The sequence below is a fragment of the Paenibacillus naphthalenovorans genome, assembly GCF_001465255.1.
GTDB lineage: Bacteria > Bacillota > Bacilli > Paenibacillales > NBRC-103111 > Paenibacillus_G > Paenibacillus_G naphthalenovorans.
In genome coordinates this window covers 548,373-567,734 of sequence record NZ_CP013652.1, presented here as the reverse complement: position 1 = coordinate 567,734, position 19,362 = coordinate 548,373, and the positions used below count along the sequence as shown (strand labels likewise).

Sequence of the window (19,362 nt, the reverse complement as noted above, 5' to 3'; positions counted from 1 at the left end):
AGTATAAGACGCCGGGGGCCATTTTGACACAACAATTGAAAAAAAAGTATGGCAGCAGACCTGTCCGAACGCAAAACAATCATAAGCAGTTCATGACGTCGACCTGGTTGGCAAGAAGAAAAAAGAAGGTATAATGGAGAGAAGTGGATGCGTTTTCTGATTCTCCTGATTACATAAGAAAGCGGTGGACTCATCGATATGAACAGAGAGCAAGGCTTGCAGCGAATTGGAGAGGTCAAAATCATAGCTATCGTACGAGGTGTGGAAGAACAGCACATTGTCGGCGTCGCTGAGGCGCTGTTGGCGGGGGGCATTCCCGTCATGGAGATTACAATGAATACGCCCGGAGCGCTCAGGATGATCGGGAAGCTGCAAGAGCAGTTTGGCGACCGGATGTATATCGGAGCCGGGACCGTATTGGATTTGGACGATGCCCGTCAAGCCCTGGACGCGGGCGCATCCTATTTGGTCACGCCTAATATGGAGGAAGAAGTCATCTCTTATGCGGTCCGCAGTGACGTTCCGATCTTCCCTGGAGCGATGACGCCGACGGAAATCGTCAAAGCATGGAAAGCCGGGGCGACGGCTGTGAAAATTTTTCCGGGGTCCAGCCTTGGCATGGGCTACATTAAAGAACTGATGGGACCTTTGAATCACATTCCTATGATGGCCGTCGGCGGGGTTAACGAAGACAATATAGTCGAGTTTATCAAAATAGGGTGTTACGGTGTCGGCATCGGCGGCTCGCTTGTCAATTTAAAGGAAATTGCCGCCGGAAATTATGGATGGATTCAGGAAAAGGCATCGCGGTTAACGGCTCGTTTAAGAGGCTGAGCCCGCTTCATCCAAAGAGAACAAAAGCCAACAGCGGCTGCGGCAGTCATAAGCGTTAAACCAAAAAAGGCGGCCTTTAGGCCGCCTTCATCTTCACTTAACCTTTTATGACATCGTGGTCCACGTAGCGTTCACCGTTCAGTTCGCTGATTACGTTAATAGCCACTTTGGCGCCGTCCCCGGCTGTAATGATCGTATGCACACTTACTCCTGCAGCCGTCCCGGCCGCCCAAATACCTGGTACAGCCGTTTTGCCGTCACTGTCCGCTTCAAAGACCGTTTTGATCCGGGGCTCCGTACCCGGCTTGGTGGATACGCCAATCTTTTCCGCGAGTTCGACGGAAACACCCGTGGCAAGAATGACATGCTTCGCCTCGTAGGTTCCGTTTTCCGTTTCCACCTGGAAGACATCACCAGTCTTTTTTACATTTACCGCCTTGGATTGCACCAGTTCTGCGCCAAACTTGGCAGCTTGCTTCTTGCCGATTTCGACGAGATCCGGGCCCGAGATTTCCGTTACCCCGTAGTGGTTCTCAACCCATGCGCGTTTGGTAATGCTCTGATCGTTATCGATAACCACTGTCTTCTTCCCGGCTTTGGCGGTAAAAAGCGCTGCACTGGCTCCGGCTGGTCCTGCTCCGATAATAGCAACATCGTAAGACATGATTTCATTCTCCTTTCCAGTATGTCGGACACGCAAACAGAGAATTGGTCCGCCGCTCCAAAATGTTTACATATGCCAATCTGCTTTGTAACGTAAAAAGTAAATCGTATTCTATTTTATTCTATTATCCTCCAAATTATGGCATATGTCAACTTCTCACCGTTCTCGCTGCCGCTGCCTGCTCTAAAAAAATTTTCACATGCTTTTCGTCGAAAATTTAATATTTTTGTAACATTTTACCCATCAATATACGTTATTATGATAGATAGTGCATATTTTACCTTATCGGGAGGAACTACGGATGTTGTCACCGCGCAAAAAGAAAAAAAACCGAAAAATACTGCGTACCGTCATGCTTACCCTTGGAATTTTCGGTATAGGGGCAGCCAGTTATGCGGGTTATTTAATACATAAAGCTGATAAAGCTCTGGAGCAAATGTCCGTATCCGCCGCAGGCGCACATCAGTCAGCCGCTGTTGAAAGCAGCGCGCAGCTGAAACCGATGAGCTTTCTGCTGATCGGTGTGGATAACCGAAGCGGCAGCGGAGGAAGCATGAATAGCGACGTGATGATGCTGGTCTCGCTCAATCCTGAGACGCGTTCAGCCACCATGGTTTCCATCCCTCGCGACTTGCAGCTAAAGCCAAGAGAATTCGGACTGTCCTCGCAAAAAGCCAACTATTATTACGCTTACTATTATAATAAGGACCGCGAAACGGCCCTCGCCCATACCAAAAAATTCTTCAGCGGCATGTTTGACGTTCCGATCGATTATATAGCGGTGATCGATTTTGACGGGTTCCGCCAGGTGATTGACGAGCTTAACGGAATTACAATTGATGTCGACATGGATATGCGTTATGTAGATAACTTCGACGGTACGAACATCAATCTGTCCAAAGGGCTGCAAACACTCAACGGCAAGGAAACGCTTGATTTCCTGCGTTACCGCAAGTCCAACCGGGGCACGCAGGAATCCTCCGACATTGCCCGAAACGAACGGCAGCAGAAGGTCTTGTCTACGCTGCTTGATAAGATGACCTCGTTTACCGGAATCACCCAATGGGGAGGATTGCTCGACATTGCCGGCAAAAATGTGCAAACCGATATTCCGCCTGACCAGCTGCGCAAATTCATCCTGTCCTTTCAAAAGCTGAAGCCCGATCATATCGAATCGATTCCTTTGGATGGGCGATGGGATAGCCCCTATATTGTGCCCAAAGAAGAGGATCTTAGTGCCGCCATCGCCGCGCTTCGGACGCAGCTGGGCCTACCATCGGAAAGCAGCACGGTTACAGGCGCGACCTATAGCGTACTTTCAAAGCGCTTCGGTATAGACCCATCCGTCACCGACCTCCGGGACAAAAACATAACCCAGACACATTACAGGACTTCCCGATAAAGGAGGTCCTGTCAGCCATACGATCAAGCGTTCACACGGATTACAGATGTCTCCTGAAGATTTGGGTGGCTGCCAGAGATGGCGCAGCATCATCCATTTCTTCATCATATTCCTCGTCATCCGGATGAACGATTTGCTCATTTAATATTTCCGCCGCTTCACCTTCCGTCAGTTGTCTGCCGAACTGCAGCTCCAGCCGGCTTTTTTGTTCGTTCTCCATGCTTTTCCCTCCGCCTCAGTATAGGGATTATTTTTTTCTAATCCGCCGCTTTTTATGAAAATAGCAAAAAACCATCTTCAGCCGTATTACGGTTTACGGTTTCTGAAGATGGTTTATTTAGGTTGTATAACGTAAGCGCACTTGCTGCCTCCCTTGGCCAGACATTCCATTCGCTCCACTCTGGCTTCTTTGCCAAGCAAGCTTTTGAACATCTCCAGCTCACAACTGCACGCATGATTGTATTGGTTAGCCACCTGCGAGATGGGGCAATTATGCTCGTTCAGCAGAAAGGACCCGTCTTCTTTCCGTTCCAGCTCCACCATGTAGCCGTTCGCATTCTGAATGTCCGAGAGCTCCAGTACCCGGTCCACCAGGGATTTACCTTCCATCCGATTCTCATATCGTCGGATCAGGCGCTGCTTCCGGCGTTCGAACAGCAGGTTCACCTTATCTTCCCCCAAAGCGGATTCCAGCTCTTCCAACAAATCCAACGTGAGATGCTGGTACTTCTTCGGAAACAAGTCTTCTGCATGCTCTGTCAGCGAATACTGATTCATGGGTCTTCCCATCGCTTGCCGAACCAGCTCCGATGCGATGAGGTTGTCTCGTTCCAGCGTGTTCAAATGACGCCGTACGGCCATTTCCGTAATGCCCAGCTCTCTGGTCATCTCGCTGACGCTCAGCGGTCCCTTGGTTTTAAGCATGGTTAAAATCATTTTTCTCGTGGATACGTCCGCCCCGTGGTTCATCCGGTCTCACCGTCCTTCTTGTTAGCCGAGCGCCGCTTGTTCATGCCGCTGCCGGGTTATGTCGCCGTCTGAATACAACACATTGTAAACGAAAATAATCCATAAGTAAATGAATGTGCTCAAAGTTATAAGAACCGGATATGAAAAACGAGAACGGATTTACAGAACAGGATTCACGTCTTTTACCCGTTGCAGCACCGCCTACAGCATTTCCTTACGAATGAAAGCCGGAACCGCTTCGGCGAATGCTTCGAGTGCTGCCGGGAGCCTGCCGATCATGGGATGCAATCCTTTGTGCCTGACCGCAGTGTAATCCTGTGTTAACGGTCGGCGCAGCAGAACCAGCTCCTTTAGCGTTGCAGCCGTGTCCTGGTCAAAGACGCCTTCATCGCCTAAAATGTCGATAATGTCCTCGTAGCTGCTTGCATCGCGCATCATAAACGCATCAATGAGCAGACTGCCTACATCCGTTACCGTCTCGATAGCCAGATGAAGCGTCCGCTCTTGGGCAAAATGAAGGAGAAGCGGTTCTTCCTTAGCCTCCCCCTGTACATCTTCCGGCCAGGCTTCTCTTAATTCGGTGCAAGCCTGCAGCAGCGTAGGCACAAATGACAAGCGCAGATCGATTTGTTCCTGGTTGACATAATACATGTGGTTATCTCCGTTTCTTATTTCTCCGTTTAGACCATATCAGGATTGCAGGGAATGAAACAAACAACAGAACGATAAGCACGACGGCCTGCATCAAATATTCGTAGCTCATCTTTATTCGTTCTCCCTGGAGGGCGCACCTTCGCGCGAATAGGCCCAATGATTCGTCGGTCCGTGTCCTCCGCCAATCCCCAGTTCATGGCGGATCGCCAGCGTAATGAAGCGCTTGGCCGTATGCGCGGCTTCCAGGAGCGGCTTCCCTTTTGCAAGCTCGGCACATATCGCTGCGGAGAAGGTGCAGCCTGTCCCGTGCGTATGGCGCGTCTCATAACGTTCCCCCGTCAGCAGGTGGAAGCTTTCTCCGTCATAGAGCACATCGGTAGGATCGCCGCTGCGATGACCGCCCTTCACGATGGCTGCCGAAGCGCCCAACTCCTTCACTATACGTACAGCCGCCTGCTTCATGTCCTCCAGCGACGACACGGTCATCCCCGTGATGACCTCCGCTTCCGGAATATTCGGCGTTACGACGGCTGCCAGCGGCAGCAGCTTTTGCCGTAGCGCGTCCTGGGCGTTCTCGGCAAGGAGGCGGGCACCGCCTTTGGAAACCATCACAGGATCTACCACCAGCCGCCGCAGACCGGCTTTACGAATACAGTCCGCCACAAGCTCAATGACCTCCGGCTGCGAAAGCATGCCTGTTTTGGCCGCATCGGCTCCGAGATCCGATAAGATCGCCTGAATCTGCTTTTCGATGCCTTCGAGCGGGATATCGTATATTCCATGCACACCCAATGTATTCTGTGCCGTGACGGCCGTGATGGCGGACATTCCGAACACGTCCAGCATTTGAAACGTTTTGAGATCGGCTTGAATCCCCGCACCGCCGCCGCTATCCGAACCGGCGATGGTCAGAGCTTTAGATATGACCATTCCTACAATCTCCTTATTCAATAAGATAATACGCAGTGTCTAGAATTTACCTCAGTTTAAGTTTAGTCTTCCGTCGGTTTACCGTCAAGAAGCCCGGGGGGACGGGGTTGTTTCGTTTGGTGATCATTTTATGACAACTGGAATAAACGCTTTGACGCCGTCAAAGCGAAAGCGTTATGATGAAGTTAACGAAAGAGTTAAGGAAAGGGTCCGATCTTTGATGATCAGTAGACTGCATGCGCTGCACATCATCACCACGGGACGGCAAGAGCTCGAAGAGGTTGCCGCGATTCTGAAGCGGTGCCCTGTGTCGTTCATCGATGTGCTGCATATACGCGAGAAGCACCGGAGCGCACACGAGCTTGTGCAATGGCACGCGATGCTGAAGCCCCTGCTCCCTCAAACAAAGGTAGTGCTGAACGACCGTATGGACGCTGCGCTTGCAGCCTCGGCGGACGGGGTGCAGCTCACTGGGAACAGTCTGTCGCCTGCAGAGGCACGGGCTATCGCCCCGACAGGCATGACTATCGGCTGTTCTGTGCATTCTGCCAATGAAGCGGCGGAAGCATCCCTCCAAGGCGCGGATTACGTCATCTTCGGCCATGTCTACCCTACGGGCTCGAAGCCGGGAATCCCCCCTAAAGGCATTGCCGTCCTGAGACAAACTGTGATTGCCGCAAACGTGCCGGTCATCGCCATCGGAGGCATCGAGCCGCAGACCGTGGACGACGTTCTGTCCACCGGTGCCGCAGGCGTAGCTGTACTGTCTTCCGTCCTGCTGCACTCTGACCCTGTCGGACAAGTATACGCTTACCGTGAGGCGCTTGATCGGACCAAGCACAAACCAAGGAGAGGATTTACATGAGCACGGCAGCACAACAAACCGGCGGCAGGACATCGGCCCCCACCGCAATCATTATCGGAGGAGGCGTCATCGGCTGTGCAGCGGCCTTCGAACTGTCCAAGGCCGGTTATGCCTGCACCCTTCTCGACAAAGGGGCTATTCATCAGGAAGCGTCTACTGCCGCCGCAGGTATGCTCGGGGCCCAGGTGGAAATACATCAGCCCGGTCCGTTCTACGAGCTTTGCCGCCAAAGCCAGGAGATATATAAAGCCTGGATCGATGAGCTTGAGCAGATCGGCGGCGTAACGGCACAATACATCGGTAAGGGAATACTTCGCGCCGCCCTGACGGAAGAAGACGAGCTTGAGCTTCGCAGCCGTCTGTCGTGGATTCAGAACGCCGACTGGATGAAGCCGGAGGACATGCGGCGGATGGAGCCAGAGCTTTCCGCTGAAGTGCGGGGAGGATTACATTTTCACGCCGATCACCAGGTCCATCCGGTCTGGCTCGCCAAATCACTTGGCGCAGCCATTGTACGGCAAGGCTGCCGCATCCGCGAATGGACGCCCGTATTCAAGCTGCTGACGGAGCCCGGCACCGGACGTATCTGCGGCGTTCAAACCTCGGAGGGCCCCCTGTATGCCGACATCGTCGTGCTTGCTTCCGGAGCCTGGAGTCCGGCATTGACCGGGCCGCTGGGCATCAAGCTTGATATGTTCCCCGTAAAGGGACAATGCATATCGGTCAAAACGGGAGCTCCGATCATCCGTTCAACCGTATTTACTCATGGCTGCTATATCGTACCGAAGCTGGACGGCAGCTATATCATCGGAGCGACGCAAGCGGAAGCCGGTTTCGATAAGCAAGTCACCGTAAAGGCCATAGCCGAGCTTCACGGCAAAGCGGCCGCGCTGCTGCCGCGGATAGAAGAGGCCGAATTTATAAGCTCCTGGGCAGGTCTGCGCCCCGGGACACGTGACGGGCTGCCGTATCTCGGCGAAACCAGTGAGCTTCCCGGATTGATTTTCGCCACAGGTCATTATAGAAACGGGATTCTGCTTGCTCCGGTCACCGGCAGAATTGTTGCTCAGATCGCGGCAGGAGACAAGCCTCTTGAGGATCTCAAGCCCTTCTCGCCAATGAGAGATTCCGCAAAAGCAACGGCATCATTATGATTTCAAACGGGCAAGCAGCGCCCAACGGCGTTCATGGCGCCGTTTGTATTTCGGAAGCCCCCGGTACAGTTCTACCGCCTCGCGGAACGACCGGCGGGCTTCTTCTTCTCTGCCCAACTTGCGGTATAATTGACCTAGCAAATAGTACGCTTCGCAAGAGGAGGAATTCACCTCACGGAACCGTTCCAGATATCCAATCGCTTTCTTTGCATCCGTATCCGCGAAGGCTTCGCCCAGTTTAAGATAAGGATCGCCGTATTTTACCCTGGGATTCAGTTGCACCGCCTGCAGGATCAAACGCTCTCCTTCTTCCACCGCTCCGAGCTTCAGCTTGCAGATTCCCTTCTCGCTCAGCACATCCGCAGAATCCTCCATGACCTCGCCTACCTGATCCAGCAGTTCAAGCGCAGCAGCGTATTTTTTTTGTTCCATATAGATTCTGGCAATATCCAGCTTGGTCGATGTATGGTGCGGACTCAGGCGAAGCTCCTCTTTAAGCTTCGACAAGCGCCGCGATCTCTTGAAAGGCTTGAGCACGCTCGGTGTCATTCCAATAAAGCGGCGATCCAGCAAATAAAAAAGGATGATAACCACAATAATGGCCACAAAAGGATTGCCCAGAACCCACCACAACAAGGAAAAAATCAATAATTTGCCCATTCTTCATCACTTCCTGCCTTCATATCATTTTAGCCGATTGTACCATATTTTGCTGTAAAGTGAACAATACACGAACGCTGGCGCGATCCGCCATCCCAAAACCCTTTATTTTGCAGTATAAGCATTATATGGAATAATGATAAAAGAAACGGCAAAACATTTTAAAATTACCCGGCTTACCTGTGAACGTTCTCTGAACATGCAGGAATTCGGTGAATGGGTCGCGAATGGATGAGCTTATAAGGCAAGCCGATCAGGAGGACCGAAGGAATATGAATAAAGCACAAGCCGGCAAATGGCGGAAAACAAGGCAAATGGGAAAAGCGAAATATGTAATGTATTACGGAGTAGTGACCTGGGGACTGCTGCTGACCTTTCTCTTTACGGCTGTCGAATGGTTCTCCCAACAGTCTTTCAACGGATCATGGTTTACAATTCGTCTCGTGGTGTTTAGTATCGTCGGATTCTTCATTGCCAATTTTCGCTGGGATGCCAATGAAAGAACATTTTTGACCAAAGATGCAGAGTAAGGAGCCGGTTTGAGGCAAAGAGCTATATATAAATAATTCACTTGACTTTAGTAAGTGACATGGTTTATTATACTTACGTTAAGTAAGTTGTTGAACATTTAATTTCTTCATACTAAAGGAGGCTGCATCATGTCTAATGTATTATTTATCAAAGCGAACGACCGCCCTGCCGATCAGGCGATCAGCGTAAAGCTGTACAATACTTTTTTGGAGAGCTATAAAAAATCCCATCCGGCGGATCAAATTACGGAGCTGGACCTGTTCGCGGAAAATCTTCCTTATTACGACTCCACTTCCATGACCGGTATGTACAAGCTTGCTAACGGTATAGAGCTGACTGCCGAAGAAAAGCAAGCGACCGACATCGTTAACCGCTATCTGAACCAATTCCTGGCTGCTGATAAAGTGGTTATTGCTTTTCCATTGTGGAACTTCACTGTCCCTGCACAGCTGATCACATACCTGACTTACCTCTGCCAAGCAGGTAAAACGTTCAAATATACCGCTGAAGGCCCTGTAGGACTTGCCGGCGACAAAAAGGTAGTCCTGCTTAACGCTCGCGGCGGCGTTTACTCTGAAGGTCCGGCGGCTCAATTGGAAATGTCGCTTAATTACGTCAAAACCATCATGGGCTTCTTCGGAATCAAAGATATTGAAGTAACGGTTATCGAAGGACACAATCAATTCCCAGATCGCGCACAATCCATCGTGGAAGAAGGACTGAACCAAGCTTCCAAGCTGGCTGCTTCCTTCTAAGGATACGCAAACGAAAAGACTCCCGGTCCGGTACGCCGAGCCGCGGAGCCTTTTTTATCCTATGCGCAAAAAATAACCCGTAATCGTTTGGATTACAGGCCGTCAAGGGATATATATTAAAAAGGGGGTCGATATTTATTATAGACCGGCAACATTAATATCAAATAAAAGACAGATTACAGTTTTGTTACAAAACAGCCGGGAAAGTCATCCTTTGGTGGACGCAGGCTCTCCGCCCGTTTTCTTTTTCATGACGAATTGGGCGAAAAACAGCAGCACTTCGTTGTTTACAAACGAAATCAATAATCCGAACAAGCCGAACATGCGTGAAAAATGGTGATCCGGTCCTGCAAACACCAACGCCCACCACCAGCAGGCAGGAAATGTAATGATCATGTTAACCGCAGTTCCCGCCAAAAAAGACCAAAGAAGCTTCCCGGTTTTGATCATGGAGCCGATTCCTACCAGACCTGTCAAAATACACCCGGCCCCCAGGATGAGCCAATATATGGAGTCATATGTCAAGGCGATTCACTCCCCAAAGTTGACCTAACATGCAGCGCTTCAACCACAAGATTACCATGAAAACGTTGGCCATACAACCAGCCTTCTCCGATTGTCTTGAAACTGTCATTAGTTTGGGGACAATGTCGATGATCATCATCGCATTACAAAAACCGTTCGCATGTTTCACGCAAACGGTTTGTGTTTGAATGGACAGATTCATACCGGCATGCTCCAGACGATTTGGAAAATTCGGACATAAACCGGCTTTCCGTCAGCTTGCTGCACCACGACATGATCCGGCTTTACATCCCTCAAGTCTCCGGAAACACTCCCCTTGATCGTCTCAACCACCAGCTTTTTGCCAAGGACAGCTCGAAGCGCTTGGACGACGAACGGGTCTACCTGAAATACCGGCTGAGGCTGGACGACATGCGGTTGGTTCATTATGTATAAATCCTCCTCATATCATTTACATTCTCTTGCACATATGCTTCGGGAATTTAGGCTATTCGTGGTACAATAGTTTATATAGACCGGTGAATGAAGGGGGATTCCATGACAAGCCGTCAAGACTTATATGAGTTGGAAGAAACATTCAGACAATTATTTCGCAGGATAAGAACAAGCTGGTCCCGATTTGAAGAACAGGGTGTATCGGCTTCCCAAGCGATTATTTTGGAAAAATTGAATAGCGACGGGCCGCTCAAGGTGTCCCAAATCGCCGAGGCGCTGTGGATTACTTCCGGTGCCGTTACAACGTTATCCGACAAACTGATTGCCGGAGGCTTTGCCAAAAGAACCCGGTCGGAGGAAGACCGCAGGGTTGTCATGATGGAGATTACGGATAAAGGCCGGGAAGTCATCGAAGCCTTGAGAGCTCATAAGAAGAGAGTGGTCGAGGCTTATTTCGGGGATTTACCCGAAGAGGATGTCCGTCATTTAACCCGCATTTTCAAACAGATATTAAGCAGGGAAGAAATATTATAACCGCTGGCCGCTGCCGCATCTAAGAATTACTTAAGAACGCAGTTTATTAAGCAGCGGTACACGGTATCTGTTGAGAATGGCCAGAATAACATAGTAGCCTATAACAGAGAATACGACGCTGTTGATCAAGGCGCCCACTGTAAAATCAATGCCTATCTGTGCCCGGCTTTGAACGTTCTCTGCAGCTTCCATATACTCCACTTCATCGATTTCGATTTCCGCAGGAGTATGTCTGCTGAAGAGCAAAGATACGAGCCCGCCGATTTTATAATTGAGGTAGAACAGGGCCGGCCAAAGAACGGAACCGACGGCGGCGGATGCCAGAGCGGCCGTTACACTGGCCTTAAACAAGCGCGCGAGGGCGGCTGAAAGAAAGGCTCCTATGCCGAAAGTAGGCAGCCAGCACGGAACAAAACCGACAACAAGTCCAAAGGCGACATGACGGTCGGCCGATTTTACCCGGAGCAGACGGATCAGGGTCAATCTCCATTTTCTTGTCCATTTCATCATTCCGTCTCCATAAGATCTGATAAAACGAATAGGAGCCATGGTTTACCGGGCTCCTATTCGTTTTAGCCTTTTTATGATGTTCATTTCCATTATAGCCGCCCATTCGGCCGCTGACAAGGATTAGCCATCATAAATTCCGCATCATCGGGATCAACTCTTGGAGGAACGGTTCATACGATAATAGCAACAAAACCGAAAGGGAGCGTGTCCGTATGTACCATACGATTCAGCTTCTGATGTGGTTGGCGTTGTTCGGAGCGATCCTCATTGGATTTATCGTCGTTTTACTTCAACTTCTTGCGAACGATTCAACGGAGTACGATATGGAATTTTTGTGGAATCATCGGTATACGCTGGAAGACTTGCATTTGAATCAAGATGACAATAAAAATGAATGAATGTCGGAAGACGGCCCTGCTGGCCGTTTTTTGTTTACTGCATAATAAGCATGATCAGATACGCTCCAATGTTCGCTTCGCTTGATTGATCGGGGAACAGCCCTGCTTATCCCCCGGAGTCTTGGGCCGAAGCCGATGAGCCGTCTTTTCCTTCCACCGACCGCGAAGCTTGAAGCACCAGAACAAACATCAGCGCATAGAACAGAACCAATGCCCACAAGGCCTGTTGTATGGACAGACGTTCCATAAGCCATCCCGTCAGCAGTGGAACGAGTGCGCCGCCAACCCCGCCTGCCGCGATCAGCATGCTGGTGATCCGTTCCTCCCTTCCACGGAAGAACTCGTTGGCATAAACAAGCGCAACGGCAAACATGCCTGACATCACAAGTCCAAGGAGCAGAATCAGCGTAAAGCTGGCTGCTGCTCCGCTTGCCATGTTAAATCCGGCCAAAATTACGGCGCCTCCTAAAGACCCGAGCAGTAAATAACGGGTTTTGCCTACCTTCTCCGCCAGTTGAGCGGCAAATAATCTCCCGACGGTTATTGCGCCCCAGAAACAGGTTGCCCCGAGTGCTCCGATCTCCGGTTTAACCCCGACATTCTCAACAAGTATGGACGGCAAGAAGTTGGCCACGCTCATCTCGGTCCCTACATAAACCACAAATACAAGTAAAAACAGGATCAACAGCGTCCAGGAACCGCCGCTCATTCTCAGCCGGGTACGGGCTTCTGCGGCCTGCCCCCCGTCCTGCCGTCCCATCAAACTCTGCATTCTGCCCAGAGGCAGCTTCGCCCAAAGAACCAGTACGATCACGGAAAGGAGGCTCAAGCTCAGGAAAGCGCCCCGCCACCAGCCGGCGGCGATGAAGGCGGAAGAGAAAAGCGGCATCAATAGAGCGCCTAAGCCGAAAAATACCTCCAGCCTTGCCATGGATGACGTTTTTTGACTGTCCTCCATATATTGAATCACTAAAGCACCGATAATGGTCTCCACCATTCCGAATCCGAAGCCGGCCACGGGTGCGACGGCGAGCACAAGCCCCCAGGCCGGCAGCGAAAAAAAGACCAGCTGCGCTGCACTCAGGCAGAACAGACACATCAGGATAGCTCCCCTTTTCCCAAGCTGTCGGGCGCACCATGGGCCTGCGAGCACACCGATCAGAAACCCCGTGAACTGAAACGATACCAGAAGACCGCCATCGCTGTAATCCTTGTTATAGTAAACCAACATTTCAGGAAGAAGAGATCCCATAATGACATGGGCCAATCCGATCAACAGATACGACAAACAACCGTTCCAAAAAAACGCCCTCATCTACTCCACCCGTTCTTAAGCTTCTTTTGATTGTATCTGACCTGCAGCTGCGTTTTAAAGCAAACATCTTTGCGGCAGCGCGTACCGGCTCGTGAAAATTTAGTCAAGCATAAAACCTCTTGAGCTCCGCCATGCTAAAAAAGCAAGACCACTTTATTTAACGTGAAGCAAAGGAGCTGACAAGGGATGAGCCATTCCAAACGACGTGAGGAAAACCAATGGAAAATCCGTAAGCAAACTCAGCGGCCGCACGGTAAAATCAAGTCTCTTGCACAATACTCGGCTGAATACGATGCGGAACATCCGAAAGAGTAACCGAGTAAGAGAGGGCGGCTAACCCCCGTCCTCTCACCTATGAAAACATGCAAGTCCCTTGTTCAAAAAATATGTATTGCTTGTGGATCGAAAAATGGCAATAACAAACTGGACCGGGCCATTTTCGTTTTTTGACCCTGCCTGCATTTTCCCTGGCTTGCTTAATAACCAATCATAACCTAAGGTCGGTTTTGTCAAGGCGCTCTCCCTACCAGAATCCATCGCAGTGTTGCTCTTCCCTCTTTCGTTATGTTCCCCGTATAACGCGTTTTTCCGGATTGATGAACGGATGGCACAAGTCCGGCATAGCATGCTGGCTTCTTTGGAGAAAGAAATCTTGTCACATCCCCAATTTCTGCAAGGATGGTTAAAGCACTCAACACCGACCCTTGGCTAACGGTAGACGCTCGCCAGCCCCCGTTCGGGACTTTCACCCTAGAGATCACGCCCATGCTGGGCGTACACAGCCGAGGATACCACCGTGGCGAGGCCCGTGGGGTCCTTAGATTTTTTATCTTGCCGAAACACAATTGCGTCCGTTTTTTTTGGAAGCGTACAACGCTTGATCCGCACGCACCAGCAGCGCTTCCGCCGTATCGCCTTTTCTTAAAGAAGAGATGCCAAAGCTCGCCGTGATCCGGTAGGAATCCAGCGCTTGCCGTTCCACTTCGCTTCGCAGCATCTCTGCCACGATCATCGTTTCATTCATGTCGAGCCCCGGGACAATAACCGCAAATTCTTCCCCTCCGTATCTGGCGAACACCATATGATCCGGCAACATTCTTTGCACGATACCGGTAACGTGCCTCAACAGCCTGTCGCCTTCCGCATGACCATAGGTATCATTAAACCATTTGAACCGGTCGATATCCATCAGGATCAGGCTGAACGCCTCTCCCTCCGATGTTGCCCGTTCGAATGCCAAATCAAGAGATTCATCAAAGTAACGCCGGTTCCCGATGCCGGTTAAACCGTCCAGATACACCTGCCGCCGGCTCTGTTCAAAATGCTCCCTCAGCATCAGCCGCATATGTTCGATATGATCGAAAAGCTTGCCAAGCTCATCATTTTTTTTCAGGGACGGCACAGGCACATCAAACTTTTGCCGGGCATATCCTTCGACAGCGGAGCTTAACTCTTTGATCGGCCGGATAATCCGCCGCAGCTTCTGAACCACATCGGTTACGACCAGGCCTATCACCAGCGCACAGACGGCAATGGACGTATACAACATTTTTGTAATCCCGGATGTGTAAGCTTTGGATACTTCCGATTGCTTGGCGTGAAGCATACGGGAAATTTCCATGGACCGGTTGCGAAAATCATCGGCGATCGTTTTTCCTTCGAGCAGCTCCCCGGTCGTCAATGTTTTGCCATTTTTCAAGGCTTCCAGTGATCCGTATTTGTCCTGCCAATGCATGCCCGCTTCTACTAATTTCCGGATAGGTTCGAGAAATTCAGGATAAGCGGTGACAGCGTTTTGCAATTCCCTCACCGATTGTATGTAGTCCGATGATGAACTCTCAAAAGACTGCAAAAACGCTGCGTCTCCGGTCAAATGATAACTTTGCCGGGCGGTTACCTGATCGATAAACGCTTTTTGCAAAATAAGCACATGTCTCGAAATTTTCTCCAACTGCATGATTTCTTCATTCAATCGGTTCAGGCAACCATTGATCCATATGATCATAAACAGAAAAAATAGTCCCAGAATAAAAATCATGCGAGTCAGACTTTCAATTATATCGGAACCAAAATGATGCTTCGGAAGGAGTCTGCGCCATACTTTGTACATGGAAAACTCCTCCCTTGTCCAAGACTGTAGTATATATAGTCCTATCATAAGATTTCATTATTTCTTTTTCAACAAATATTGTAAAAAAAAGAAAAAATAAAGATAGGCCGTCAACCGGAAGGCCCATCATTTCATTGCTTGCGCCTTCTGACGTTCTGCTCGTCAGAAGACGCTCTGAAGGCCCGGTTACTGTTTCGTCAACTGCTCCTGGGCCATGCGGATCATTTCCCGTACCATACGTCCGCCGATCTGGCCTCCGATTTTGCCTGCCTCCTCGGTGGATAGGTTTCCGTTATTCGCGGTCTGCAAGGGAACGCATAACGAACGGGCCACCTCGTATTTCACCAGATCGGGTCGGTCCCGGCTCACCGAATATCCTGCACGCTGCATCACTTCCGCCTTAAGCATATCCAATCCATGTCCAGCCCCCGGTACAAGAGGCCTTCTCCCTCTTCTTCTCGCCATCTTGTTATGGCTCCTTTCTTTCGTCAGTAAGTTTGACAGAACAAATGTTCCGTTTTATAATTCGTTTACAGAACATATATTCCTATTTCAGGTGAAAGGATGGATGTTAAAGTGGCTTTGCCAACAACCTTTGAACCGCTTCATGCCAAGCAGGTGCTGAATCCGGTTAAAGCCCCATCCATGCCGTTTGACTGGTCTATTAATCCTTACCGCGGCTGCCAGCACGGCTGCAGCTTCTGTTATGCCCGCTCCACTCATTCGTTTCTGGGCATGGATGCGGATGATACGTTTCAGCATCATATTTTATATAAAAACAATGCCCGCGAGGCTCTCGAAGCTCAGGTTGTACGCATACTCCGCTCAAAAAACGGACGGGGAAAGCTGGGCAAAGTGGCCATCGGCACGGCAACGGATCCTTACCAACCGCTCGAAAGCCGTATGCTGCTCACCCGCCAATGTCTGGAAGTGCTTGCGGCTTACCGGATTCCAGTCAGCATTACGACCCGTTCCCCGTTGATTTTGCGCGATCTGGATATCCTCAAGAAGCTTACCGGCAGCTCCGTCAACATCAGTCTGAACACATTGGATAAGGAAGTGTGGCGTCATTTTGAACCCATGACTCCCTCGCCGCAGCGAAGGCTGGAAGCTTTAGAGCGCTTAACCGGGGAAGGTGTGGAAGCCGGCATTTTTATGGCGCCAATCCTTCCCTTCTTGACGGATGGCCCGGGTTCAATGGAACAAGTCGTTAAGCATTCGTCCGAAGCGGGTGCTCATTTTATTATGGGATCGGTGCTCCGGCTGAACACGAATGCCGTGAAGTCATGGTTTTTCGGTACGCTGCGCGAGCATTATCCCCAAATGCTGGAACCCTTTGCGAAGCTGTACAGCCGCTCTCCATACGCTCCAAAGCAGTACAGAACTGAAATCATGGACCGGCTTCATGCGCTGCTGCAAAAATATCGCGTGCCCGCTTACCGGCCGTTCCTTCAAGAAAACGGCGGACCGGCGGACCTTGATCCAACATCGTCCGAGCCTGTCCAATTATCTTTTACATTCGACTAGATGAGTTAACCGGAACGCTGCTTCGCCTTGATTGCGTGACGCCATGGATGGGCTAACTGTTTCTCATCGCCCGCTTAAACCAGCGGTACGCAAAAACCAAAATCGCTCCCCAAATTAGCAGCCCGAGAATCGAGAATATGCCGTACGGCGTACCGAACCCGTACCCCCAGCCAAAGAAGCCGAACGGATTCAGAATACTGCCCAGGATAGCGCCGGCAGCCAATCCGCCGAACCATCCGCCCAAGCCGGTTCCTGGTCTGGGGGCCGCTGCGCCTCCTCCGGGGGGAACGGCGGTTCTGGGGTTGTTTCTTGCATAATCGCCGGGCGTCCTTGGAGCGGTTCCCGTGCCGGGCGCAATTCCCCCGGTTCTTCCGCCCGTATAAGAGCCTCTGCCCGATCTATACCTGTTGGCCTCATACCTGCCGGTATCATCCGTACTCTGCCATTGTTCTTCATAGGGTACAACGCTCTTGGCTTGAACAGGATGGATTGCAAAGAACAGCAGTAAGATCGATGCCAAAAGATAAAGCTTTTTCATAATACCTCCCTCAGAATATACAGACATCTTAAGGTAAGTATTCATCCGTACGGCAGATGCTATACAAGTTCAGCTTTGCGAGGATTTGACAGCCCGCCCAAGCACGCTCAACCACTATATCGGAGAACCGGGACAGGCCTGGGCGATGATCCAAAAGGTTTTTCCCACTCGCTTAATAGTTGGACCTGATTACTTGATAATCCACAATTTTGCGGGTGGCTGAATCCAGTGTGTACATGACCTCGACATCATCGCCGGCTATCGTCATGCGAAGCCGATTTTCGGCTGAATCCTGTTCCCGCTTCACTCTCAAGTCATCTTCGATCATGGCGATGGATACATAGCCGATCGGAATGGGTTCATAGCCTCCGTCTACCGGTCTGTTCTGGTTGGCAAACATCCGTTCAGCCATTGCGGGATCATACACTTCCTGAAGCCTGCTTGTGACCAGCTGCTTATCGCATTCGTTCAACCATACACCTTCAGGATAAATCCCGGCCGTTTGCAGAGTCCACTTTTCGATATGCGCAAACTTCTCCCACAGCTCTTTATCCGGCCGTTTAAGATCCTCTGCGCTTACGCTAACATCCGGACGGATCAGCCGGAAGCCTTCGAGTAATTGTCCGGAGCTTTCTCGCATCGCTGTAGCATCGGCTGCTTCCTCTGCAGGCAAATCCGCCCCTCCACTCTCTATCGCATACCCGTAAACCCAACCGTTATGCTCCCGCAAACGGACAGCCGTCCCTGTCCCCGGCCATTCCTTCTCCGTATACTGCTTGATGGTAAACAGAAGTGCCTTCCGATCAGGCTGGGATGGCGAAATATAAAAAAACGAGACTTCATCCGGACCTTCCTTTATCTCAAGCGGCTTGCCGAGCCAAACGTCCGGAAGCTGCACGTCAAACCCATGGGCTTCGCTTACATAACGCCGCAGTTTGGTAGAATGCGTGGTCAGGCTGTAATAAACGCTGTCCGATACGGATGCCAATCTCGTCGACGAACCGCTTTCCGTCTCCAATCGCCCTTCCTTCCATATTCCTTCTGCAATGACCTCCCCGAACAGGGACGCCAGCTTGCCTTCCCCCTCTGCCCGGCCTCCCGAGAAGGTGCCGGTAAACATGACTCCGTTCGGATAAATAACGGTTTTCCGCTGTGATAAGGCTGGCGCCTCCCGGTCCGGAACCCATTTTATTCCGTTGCTTAGATAGGAAAAGCCCCCCGGTGTTCGTTCTCCGTAAGAAAACATTCCCGCGTACTCCAGCGTACCGTCAGCTCTGTACGCCTTACCCCATCCATGAAACTGGTCATGTTTAAAGCTGCCGCTGTATTGTAGTGTTCCGTCTTTGTTGTACAGCTTTCCTGAGCCGTGAGCGAGCCCGTTTGCCATTTCCCCTTCATAAATCAAACGACCTTCCGCGCTGTACAGCTTTCCCCGACCGTTTGGCACACCTCCGAACAATTCACCCTCATACCGGCTTCCGTTCAAATATACGAATGTTCGCGCTTCCGGAGCCTCTTCAATGATCAGGACGCGCTTGGCTTCATCCCAATCCAGCTTCATATCCAAATGCTGCAGGGCGGTTGCCGGAAGGTAAGCGGTTCCGTCCACCAACCTCGGAGGGACGGGCAGATCGAGCATATTTCCATTAAAGGCCCCGCGGCTATAACCGATACTGACCTTCAACGAATGATTTTGGTTTCCGGTTTGCTTCTCTGCCGTAATGGTCTGATCCTCATCGTACCAGGTGATCTTCCATCCGGACGCCTCCAGCACTTCACGCAGAGGAATGAGAAAGCCGGCCTTTTCTTCGATCGGCGCATGCTGCAGCTTCAAGTTTTTCCCATTCAAATGAACGGCTGCTGAAGACGCCGGAGCGTCCGCTTGTGCTGATGCGGGAATCAGTAAGCCCAGCACGGTTATCCAAGCAAGCATTTGTTTACTCTTCATACCCAGTCCCCTATCATCCCGGATTGCCTTTCTTGTTCATTAGACGTATCCAGGGAGATGCAGGTTGCGGTATATTTACCCAAAAATACAAAAAAAAGGAGCAC

General features: G+C 50.7%; 25 protein-coding genes. 10 read left to right on the top strand and 15 right to left on the bottom strand.

Annotated features, from left to right (window positions below; genetic code table 11):
• Positions 1-198: 198 nt before the first annotated feature.
• Positions 199-834: a bifunctional 4-hydroxy-2-oxoglutarate aldolase/2-dehydro-3-deoxy-phosphogluconate aldolase gene (locus IJ22_RS02730; protein WP_062407068.1), complete on the top strand. Its 636-nt coding sequence runs from the start codon at positions 199-201 to the stop codon at positions 832-834.
• A gap of 97 nt (positions 835-931) precedes the next feature.
• On the opposite strand, the gene IJ22_RS02725 is transcribed toward IJ22_RS02730, so the two are convergent.
• The gene (locus tag IJ22_RS02725) at positions 932-1,498 is read right to left on the bottom strand and encodes an FAD-dependent oxidoreductase (RefSeq protein WP_062407067.1); all 567 of its coding nucleotides are present in this window, start codon (positions 1,496-1,498) and stop codon (positions 932-934) included.
• A 301-nt stretch (positions 1,499-1,799) separates the two neighbouring features.
• Here IJ22_RS02725 and IJ22_RS02720 point away from each other — a divergent pair, with 301 nt between their 5' ends.
• Complete coding sequence (locus IJ22_RS02720) at positions 1,800-2,900, top strand: LCP family protein (RefSeq protein ID WP_082660642.1); 1,101 nt, start codon at positions 1,800-1,802, stop codon at positions 2,898-2,900.
• A gap of 40 nt (positions 2,901-2,940) precedes the next feature.
• Here the strand turns inward: IJ22_RS02720 and IJ22_RS02715 are convergent, their stop codons facing one another.
• From IJ22_RS02715 to thiD, 4 genes are all read right to left on the bottom strand, one after another.
• Entirely contained in the window at positions 2,941-3,120 is a 180-nt protein-coding gene (locus IJ22_RS02715) for a hypothetical protein (protein ID WP_054819064.1), read from the bottom strand.
• Between the two features lie 113 nt (positions 3,121-3,233).
• On the bottom strand, positions 3,234-3,869 hold the full coding sequence (locus IJ22_RS02710; protein ID WP_054819063.1) for a helix-turn-helix transcriptional regulator: 636 nt from the start codon (positions 3,867-3,869) through the stop codon (positions 3,234-3,236).
• Positions 3,870-4,070: 201 nt separating this feature from the next.
• Entirely contained in the window at positions 4,071-4,520 is a 450-nt protein-coding gene (locus IJ22_RS02705; RefSeq protein WP_054819062.1) for a DUF86 domain-containing protein, read from the bottom strand.
• Positions 4,521-4,634: 114 nt separating this feature from the next.
• The gene (gene thiD / locus IJ22_RS02700; RefSeq protein WP_062407065.1) at positions 4,635-5,453 is read right to left on the bottom strand and encodes a bifunctional hydroxymethylpyrimidine kinase/phosphomethylpyrimidine kinase; all 819 of its coding nucleotides are present in this window, start codon (positions 5,451-5,453) and stop codon (positions 4,635-4,637) included.
• A 220-nt stretch (positions 5,454-5,673) separates the two neighbouring features.
• On the opposite strand from thiD, the gene IJ22_RS02695 reads away from it, so the two are divergent.
• Positions 5,674-6,318: a thiamine phosphate synthase gene (locus tag IJ22_RS02695; RefSeq protein ID WP_062410830.1), complete on the top strand. Its 645-nt coding sequence runs from the start codon at positions 5,674-5,676 to the stop codon at positions 6,316-6,318.
• Positions 6,315-7,472, top strand: coding sequence for a glycine oxidase ThiO (gene thiO / locus IJ22_RS02690; RefSeq protein WP_054819060.1), 1,158 nt, complete (start codon positions 6,315-6,317; stop codon positions 7,470-7,472). Before IJ22_RS02695 ends, thiO begins: the two co-directional genes overlap by 4 nt.
• Here the strand turns inward: thiO and IJ22_RS02685 are convergent.
• Entirely contained in the window at positions 7,467-8,132 is a 666-nt protein-coding gene (locus IJ22_RS02685; protein WP_062407063.1) for a tetratricopeptide repeat protein, read from the bottom strand. The two genes, thiO and IJ22_RS02685, sit on opposite strands and share 6 nt — an antisense overlap.
• Positions 8,133-8,404: 272 nt before the next feature.
• Between IJ22_RS02685 and IJ22_RS02680 the strand changes: the two genes are divergently transcribed.
• Together IJ22_RS02680 and IJ22_RS02675 are read left to right on the top strand one after the other, a co-directional pair.
• The gene (locus IJ22_RS02680; protein WP_054819058.1) at positions 8,405-8,662 is read left to right on the top strand and encodes a hypothetical protein; all 258 of its coding nucleotides are present in this window, start codon (positions 8,405-8,407) and stop codon (positions 8,660-8,662) included.
• 129 nt (positions 8,663-8,791) lie between these two features.
• Positions 8,792-9,418, top strand: coding sequence for an FMN-dependent NADH-azoreductase (locus IJ22_RS02675; protein WP_062407061.1), 627 nt, complete (start codon positions 8,792-8,794; stop codon positions 9,416-9,418).
• A 207-nt stretch (positions 9,419-9,625) separates the two neighbouring features.
• Here the strand turns inward: IJ22_RS02675 and IJ22_RS02670 are convergent, their stop codons facing one another.
• On the bottom strand, positions 9,626-9,943 hold the full coding sequence (locus IJ22_RS02670; RefSeq protein WP_062407059.1) for a hypothetical protein: 318 nt from the start codon (positions 9,941-9,943) through the stop codon (positions 9,626-9,628).
• Between the two features lie 198 nt (positions 9,944-10,141).
• Entirely contained in the window at positions 10,142-10,369 is a 228-nt protein-coding gene (locus IJ22_RS02660; protein WP_054819056.1) for a DUF2642 domain-containing protein, read from the bottom strand.
• 111 nt (positions 10,370-10,480) lie between these two features.
• Between IJ22_RS02660 and IJ22_RS02655 the strand changes: the two genes are divergently transcribed.
• On the top strand, positions 10,481-10,912 hold the full coding sequence (locus IJ22_RS02655; RefSeq protein ID WP_062407057.1) for a MarR family winged helix-turn-helix transcriptional regulator: 432 nt from the start codon (positions 10,481-10,483) through the stop codon (positions 10,910-10,912).
• Between the two features lie 30 nt (positions 10,913-10,942).
• Here the strand turns inward: IJ22_RS02655 and IJ22_RS02650 are convergent, their stop codons facing one another.
• The gene (locus IJ22_RS02650) at positions 10,943-11,461 is read right to left on the bottom strand and encodes a DUF2062 domain-containing protein (protein WP_054819055.1); all 519 of its coding nucleotides are present in this window, start codon (positions 11,459-11,461) and stop codon (positions 10,943-10,945) included.
• A gap of 173 nt (positions 11,462-11,634) precedes the next feature.
• Between IJ22_RS02650 and IJ22_RS02645 the strand changes: the two genes are divergently transcribed.
• Positions 11,635-11,820 (top strand): hypothetical protein, encoded by a 186-nt coding sequence (locus tag IJ22_RS02645; protein WP_062407055.1) that lies wholly within the window; start codon positions 11,635-11,637, stop codon positions 11,818-11,820.
• Between the two features lie 106 nt (positions 11,821-11,926).
• Here IJ22_RS02645 and IJ22_RS02640 read toward each other — a convergent pair whose 3' ends face one another.
• Positions 11,927-13,135 (bottom strand): MFS transporter, encoded by a 1,209-nt coding sequence (locus IJ22_RS02640; protein ID WP_062407053.1) that lies wholly within the window; start codon positions 13,133-13,135, stop codon positions 11,927-11,929.
• A gap of 186 nt (positions 13,136-13,321) precedes the next feature.
• Between IJ22_RS02640 and IJ22_RS26645 the strand changes: the two genes are divergently transcribed.
• Positions 13,322-13,450, top strand: coding sequence for a DUF6254 family protein (locus IJ22_RS26645; protein WP_235594236.1), 129 nt, complete (start codon positions 13,322-13,324; stop codon positions 13,448-13,450).
• Positions 13,451-13,644: 194 nt separating this feature from the next.
• Here the strand turns inward: IJ22_RS26645 and IJ22_RS27105 are convergent, their stop codons facing one another.
• The 3 genes from IJ22_RS27105 to IJ22_RS02630 form a co-directional block, all read right to left on the bottom strand.
• Positions 13,645-13,902 carry a transposase gene (locus tag IJ22_RS27105; RefSeq protein WP_082660634.1) on the bottom strand — a complete coding sequence of 86 codons (258 nt, stop codon included), beginning with the start codon at positions 13,900-13,902 and terminating at the stop codon, positions 13,645-13,647.
• A gap of 59 nt (positions 13,903-13,961) precedes the next feature.
• The gene (locus IJ22_RS02635; protein ID WP_062407050.1) at positions 13,962-15,245 is read right to left on the bottom strand and encodes a sensor domain-containing diguanylate cyclase; all 1,284 of its coding nucleotides are present in this window, start codon (positions 15,243-15,245) and stop codon (positions 13,962-13,964) included.
• A gap of 186 nt (positions 15,246-15,431) precedes the next feature.
• Entirely contained in the window at positions 15,432-15,710 is a 279-nt protein-coding gene (locus tag IJ22_RS02630; RefSeq protein WP_062407049.1) for an alpha/beta-type small acid-soluble spore protein, read from the bottom strand.
• Between the two features lie 111 nt (positions 15,711-15,821).
• On the opposite strand from IJ22_RS02630, the gene IJ22_RS02625 reads away from it, so the two are divergent.
• A complete protein-coding gene (locus IJ22_RS02625; protein ID WP_235594235.1) occupies positions 15,822-16,772 on the top strand; it encodes an SPL family radical SAM protein in 951 nt (316 codons plus the stop codon).
• A gap of 52 nt (positions 16,773-16,824) precedes the next feature.
• On the opposite strand, the gene IJ22_RS02620 is transcribed toward IJ22_RS02625, so the two are convergent.
• Together IJ22_RS02620 and IJ22_RS02615 are read right to left on the bottom strand one after the other, a co-directional pair.
• Positions 16,825-17,310 carry a hypothetical protein gene (locus IJ22_RS02620; protein ID WP_062407048.1) on the bottom strand — a complete coding sequence of 162 codons (486 nt, stop codon included), beginning with the start codon at positions 17,308-17,310 and terminating at the stop codon, positions 16,825-16,827.
• A gap of 172 nt (positions 17,311-17,482) precedes the next feature.
• The gene (locus IJ22_RS02615; RefSeq protein ID WP_062407046.1) at positions 17,483-19,258 is read right to left on the bottom strand and encodes a copper amine oxidase N-terminal domain-containing protein; all 1,776 of its coding nucleotides are present in this window, start codon (positions 19,256-19,258) and stop codon (positions 17,483-17,485) included.
• Positions 19,259-19,362 lie beyond the last annotated feature (104 nt).

Excerpts from the sequence above, each read along its gene's own strand:
- IJ22_RS02660 (WP_054819056.1), bottom strand. The coding sequence starts at position 10,369 with ATGAACCAACCGCATGTCGTCCAGCCTCAGCCGGTATTTCAGGTAGAC.
- IJ22_RS02635 (WP_062407050.1), bottom strand. The coding sequence starts at position 15,245 with ATGTACAAAGTATGGCGCAGACTCCTTCCGAAGCATCATTTTGGTTCC.
- IJ22_RS02720 (WP_082660642.1), top strand. The coding sequence starts at position 1,800 with ATGTTGTCACCGCGCAAAAAGAAAAAAAACCGAAAAATACTGCGTACC.
- IJ22_RS02695 (WP_062410830.1), top strand. The coding sequence starts at position 5,674 with ATGATCAGTAGACTGCATGCGCTGCACATCATCACCACGGGACGGCAA.
- thiD (WP_062407065.1), bottom strand. The coding sequence starts at position 5,453 with ATGGTCATATCTAAAGCTCTGACCATCGCCGGTTCGGATAGCGGCGGC.
- IJ22_RS26645 (WP_235594236.1), top strand. The coding sequence starts at position 13,322 with ATGAGCCATTCCAAACGACGTGAGGAAAACCAATGGAAAATCCGTAAG.
- IJ22_RS02640 (WP_062407053.1), bottom strand. The coding sequence starts at position 13,135 with ATGAGGGCGTTTTTTTGGAACGGTTGTTTGTCGTATCTGTTGATCGGA.
- IJ22_RS02620 (WP_062407048.1), bottom strand. The coding sequence starts at position 17,310 with ATGAAAAAGCTTTATCTTTTGGCATCGATCTTACTGCTGTTCTTTGCA.
- IJ22_RS02730 (WP_062407068.1), top strand. The coding sequence starts at position 199 with ATGAACAGAGAGCAAGGCTTGCAGCGAATTGGAGAGGTCAAAATCATA.
- IJ22_RS02680 (WP_054819058.1), top strand. The coding sequence starts at position 8,405 with ATGAATAAAGCACAAGCCGGCAAATGGCGGAAAACAAGGCAAATGGGA.
- IJ22_RS02650 (WP_054819055.1), bottom strand. The coding sequence starts at position 11,461 with ATGGCTCCTATTCGTTTTATCAGATCTTATGGAGACGGAATGATGAAA.
- IJ22_RS02710 (WP_054819063.1), bottom strand. The coding sequence starts at position 3,869 with ATGAACCACGGGGCGGACGTATCCACGAGAAAAATGATTTTAACCATG.
- IJ22_RS02685 (WP_062407063.1), bottom strand. The coding sequence starts at position 8,132 with ATGGGCAAATTATTGATTTTTTCCTTGTTGTGGTGGGTTCTGGGCAAT.
- IJ22_RS02675 (WP_062407061.1), top strand. The coding sequence starts at position 8,792 with ATGTCTAATGTATTATTTATCAAAGCGAACGACCGCCCTGCCGATCAG.
- IJ22_RS02715 (WP_054819064.1), bottom strand. The coding sequence starts at position 3,120 with ATGGAGAACGAACAAAAAAGCCGGCTGGAGCTGCAGTTCGGCAGACAA.
- IJ22_RS02725 (WP_062407067.1), bottom strand. The coding sequence starts at position 1,498 with ATGTCTTACGATGTTGCTATTATCGGAGCAGGACCAGCCGGAGCCAGT.
- IJ22_RS02705 (WP_054819062.1), bottom strand. The coding sequence starts at position 4,520 with ATGTATTATGTCAACCAGGAACAAATCGATCTGCGCTTGTCATTTGTG.
- IJ22_RS27105 (WP_082660634.1), bottom strand. The coding sequence starts at position 13,902 with ATGGGCGTGATCTCTAGGGTGAAAGTCCCGAACGGGGGCTGGCGAGCG.
- thiO (WP_054819060.1), top strand. The coding sequence starts at position 6,315 with ATGAGCACGGCAGCACAACAAACCGGCGGCAGGACATCGGCCCCCACC.
- IJ22_RS02655 (WP_062407057.1), top strand. The coding sequence starts at position 10,481 with ATGACAAGCCGTCAAGACTTATATGAGTTGGAAGAAACATTCAGACAA.
- IJ22_RS02630 (WP_062407049.1), bottom strand. The coding sequence starts at position 15,710 with ATGGCGAGAAGAAGAGGGAGAAGGCCTCTTGTACCGGGGGCTGGACAT.
- IJ22_RS02645 (WP_062407055.1), top strand. The coding sequence starts at position 11,635 with ATGTACCATACGATTCAGCTTCTGATGTGGTTGGCGTTGTTCGGAGCG.
- IJ22_RS02615 (WP_062407046.1), bottom strand. The coding sequence starts at position 19,258 with ATGAAGAGTAAACAAATGCTTGCTTGGATAACCGTGCTGGGCTTACTG.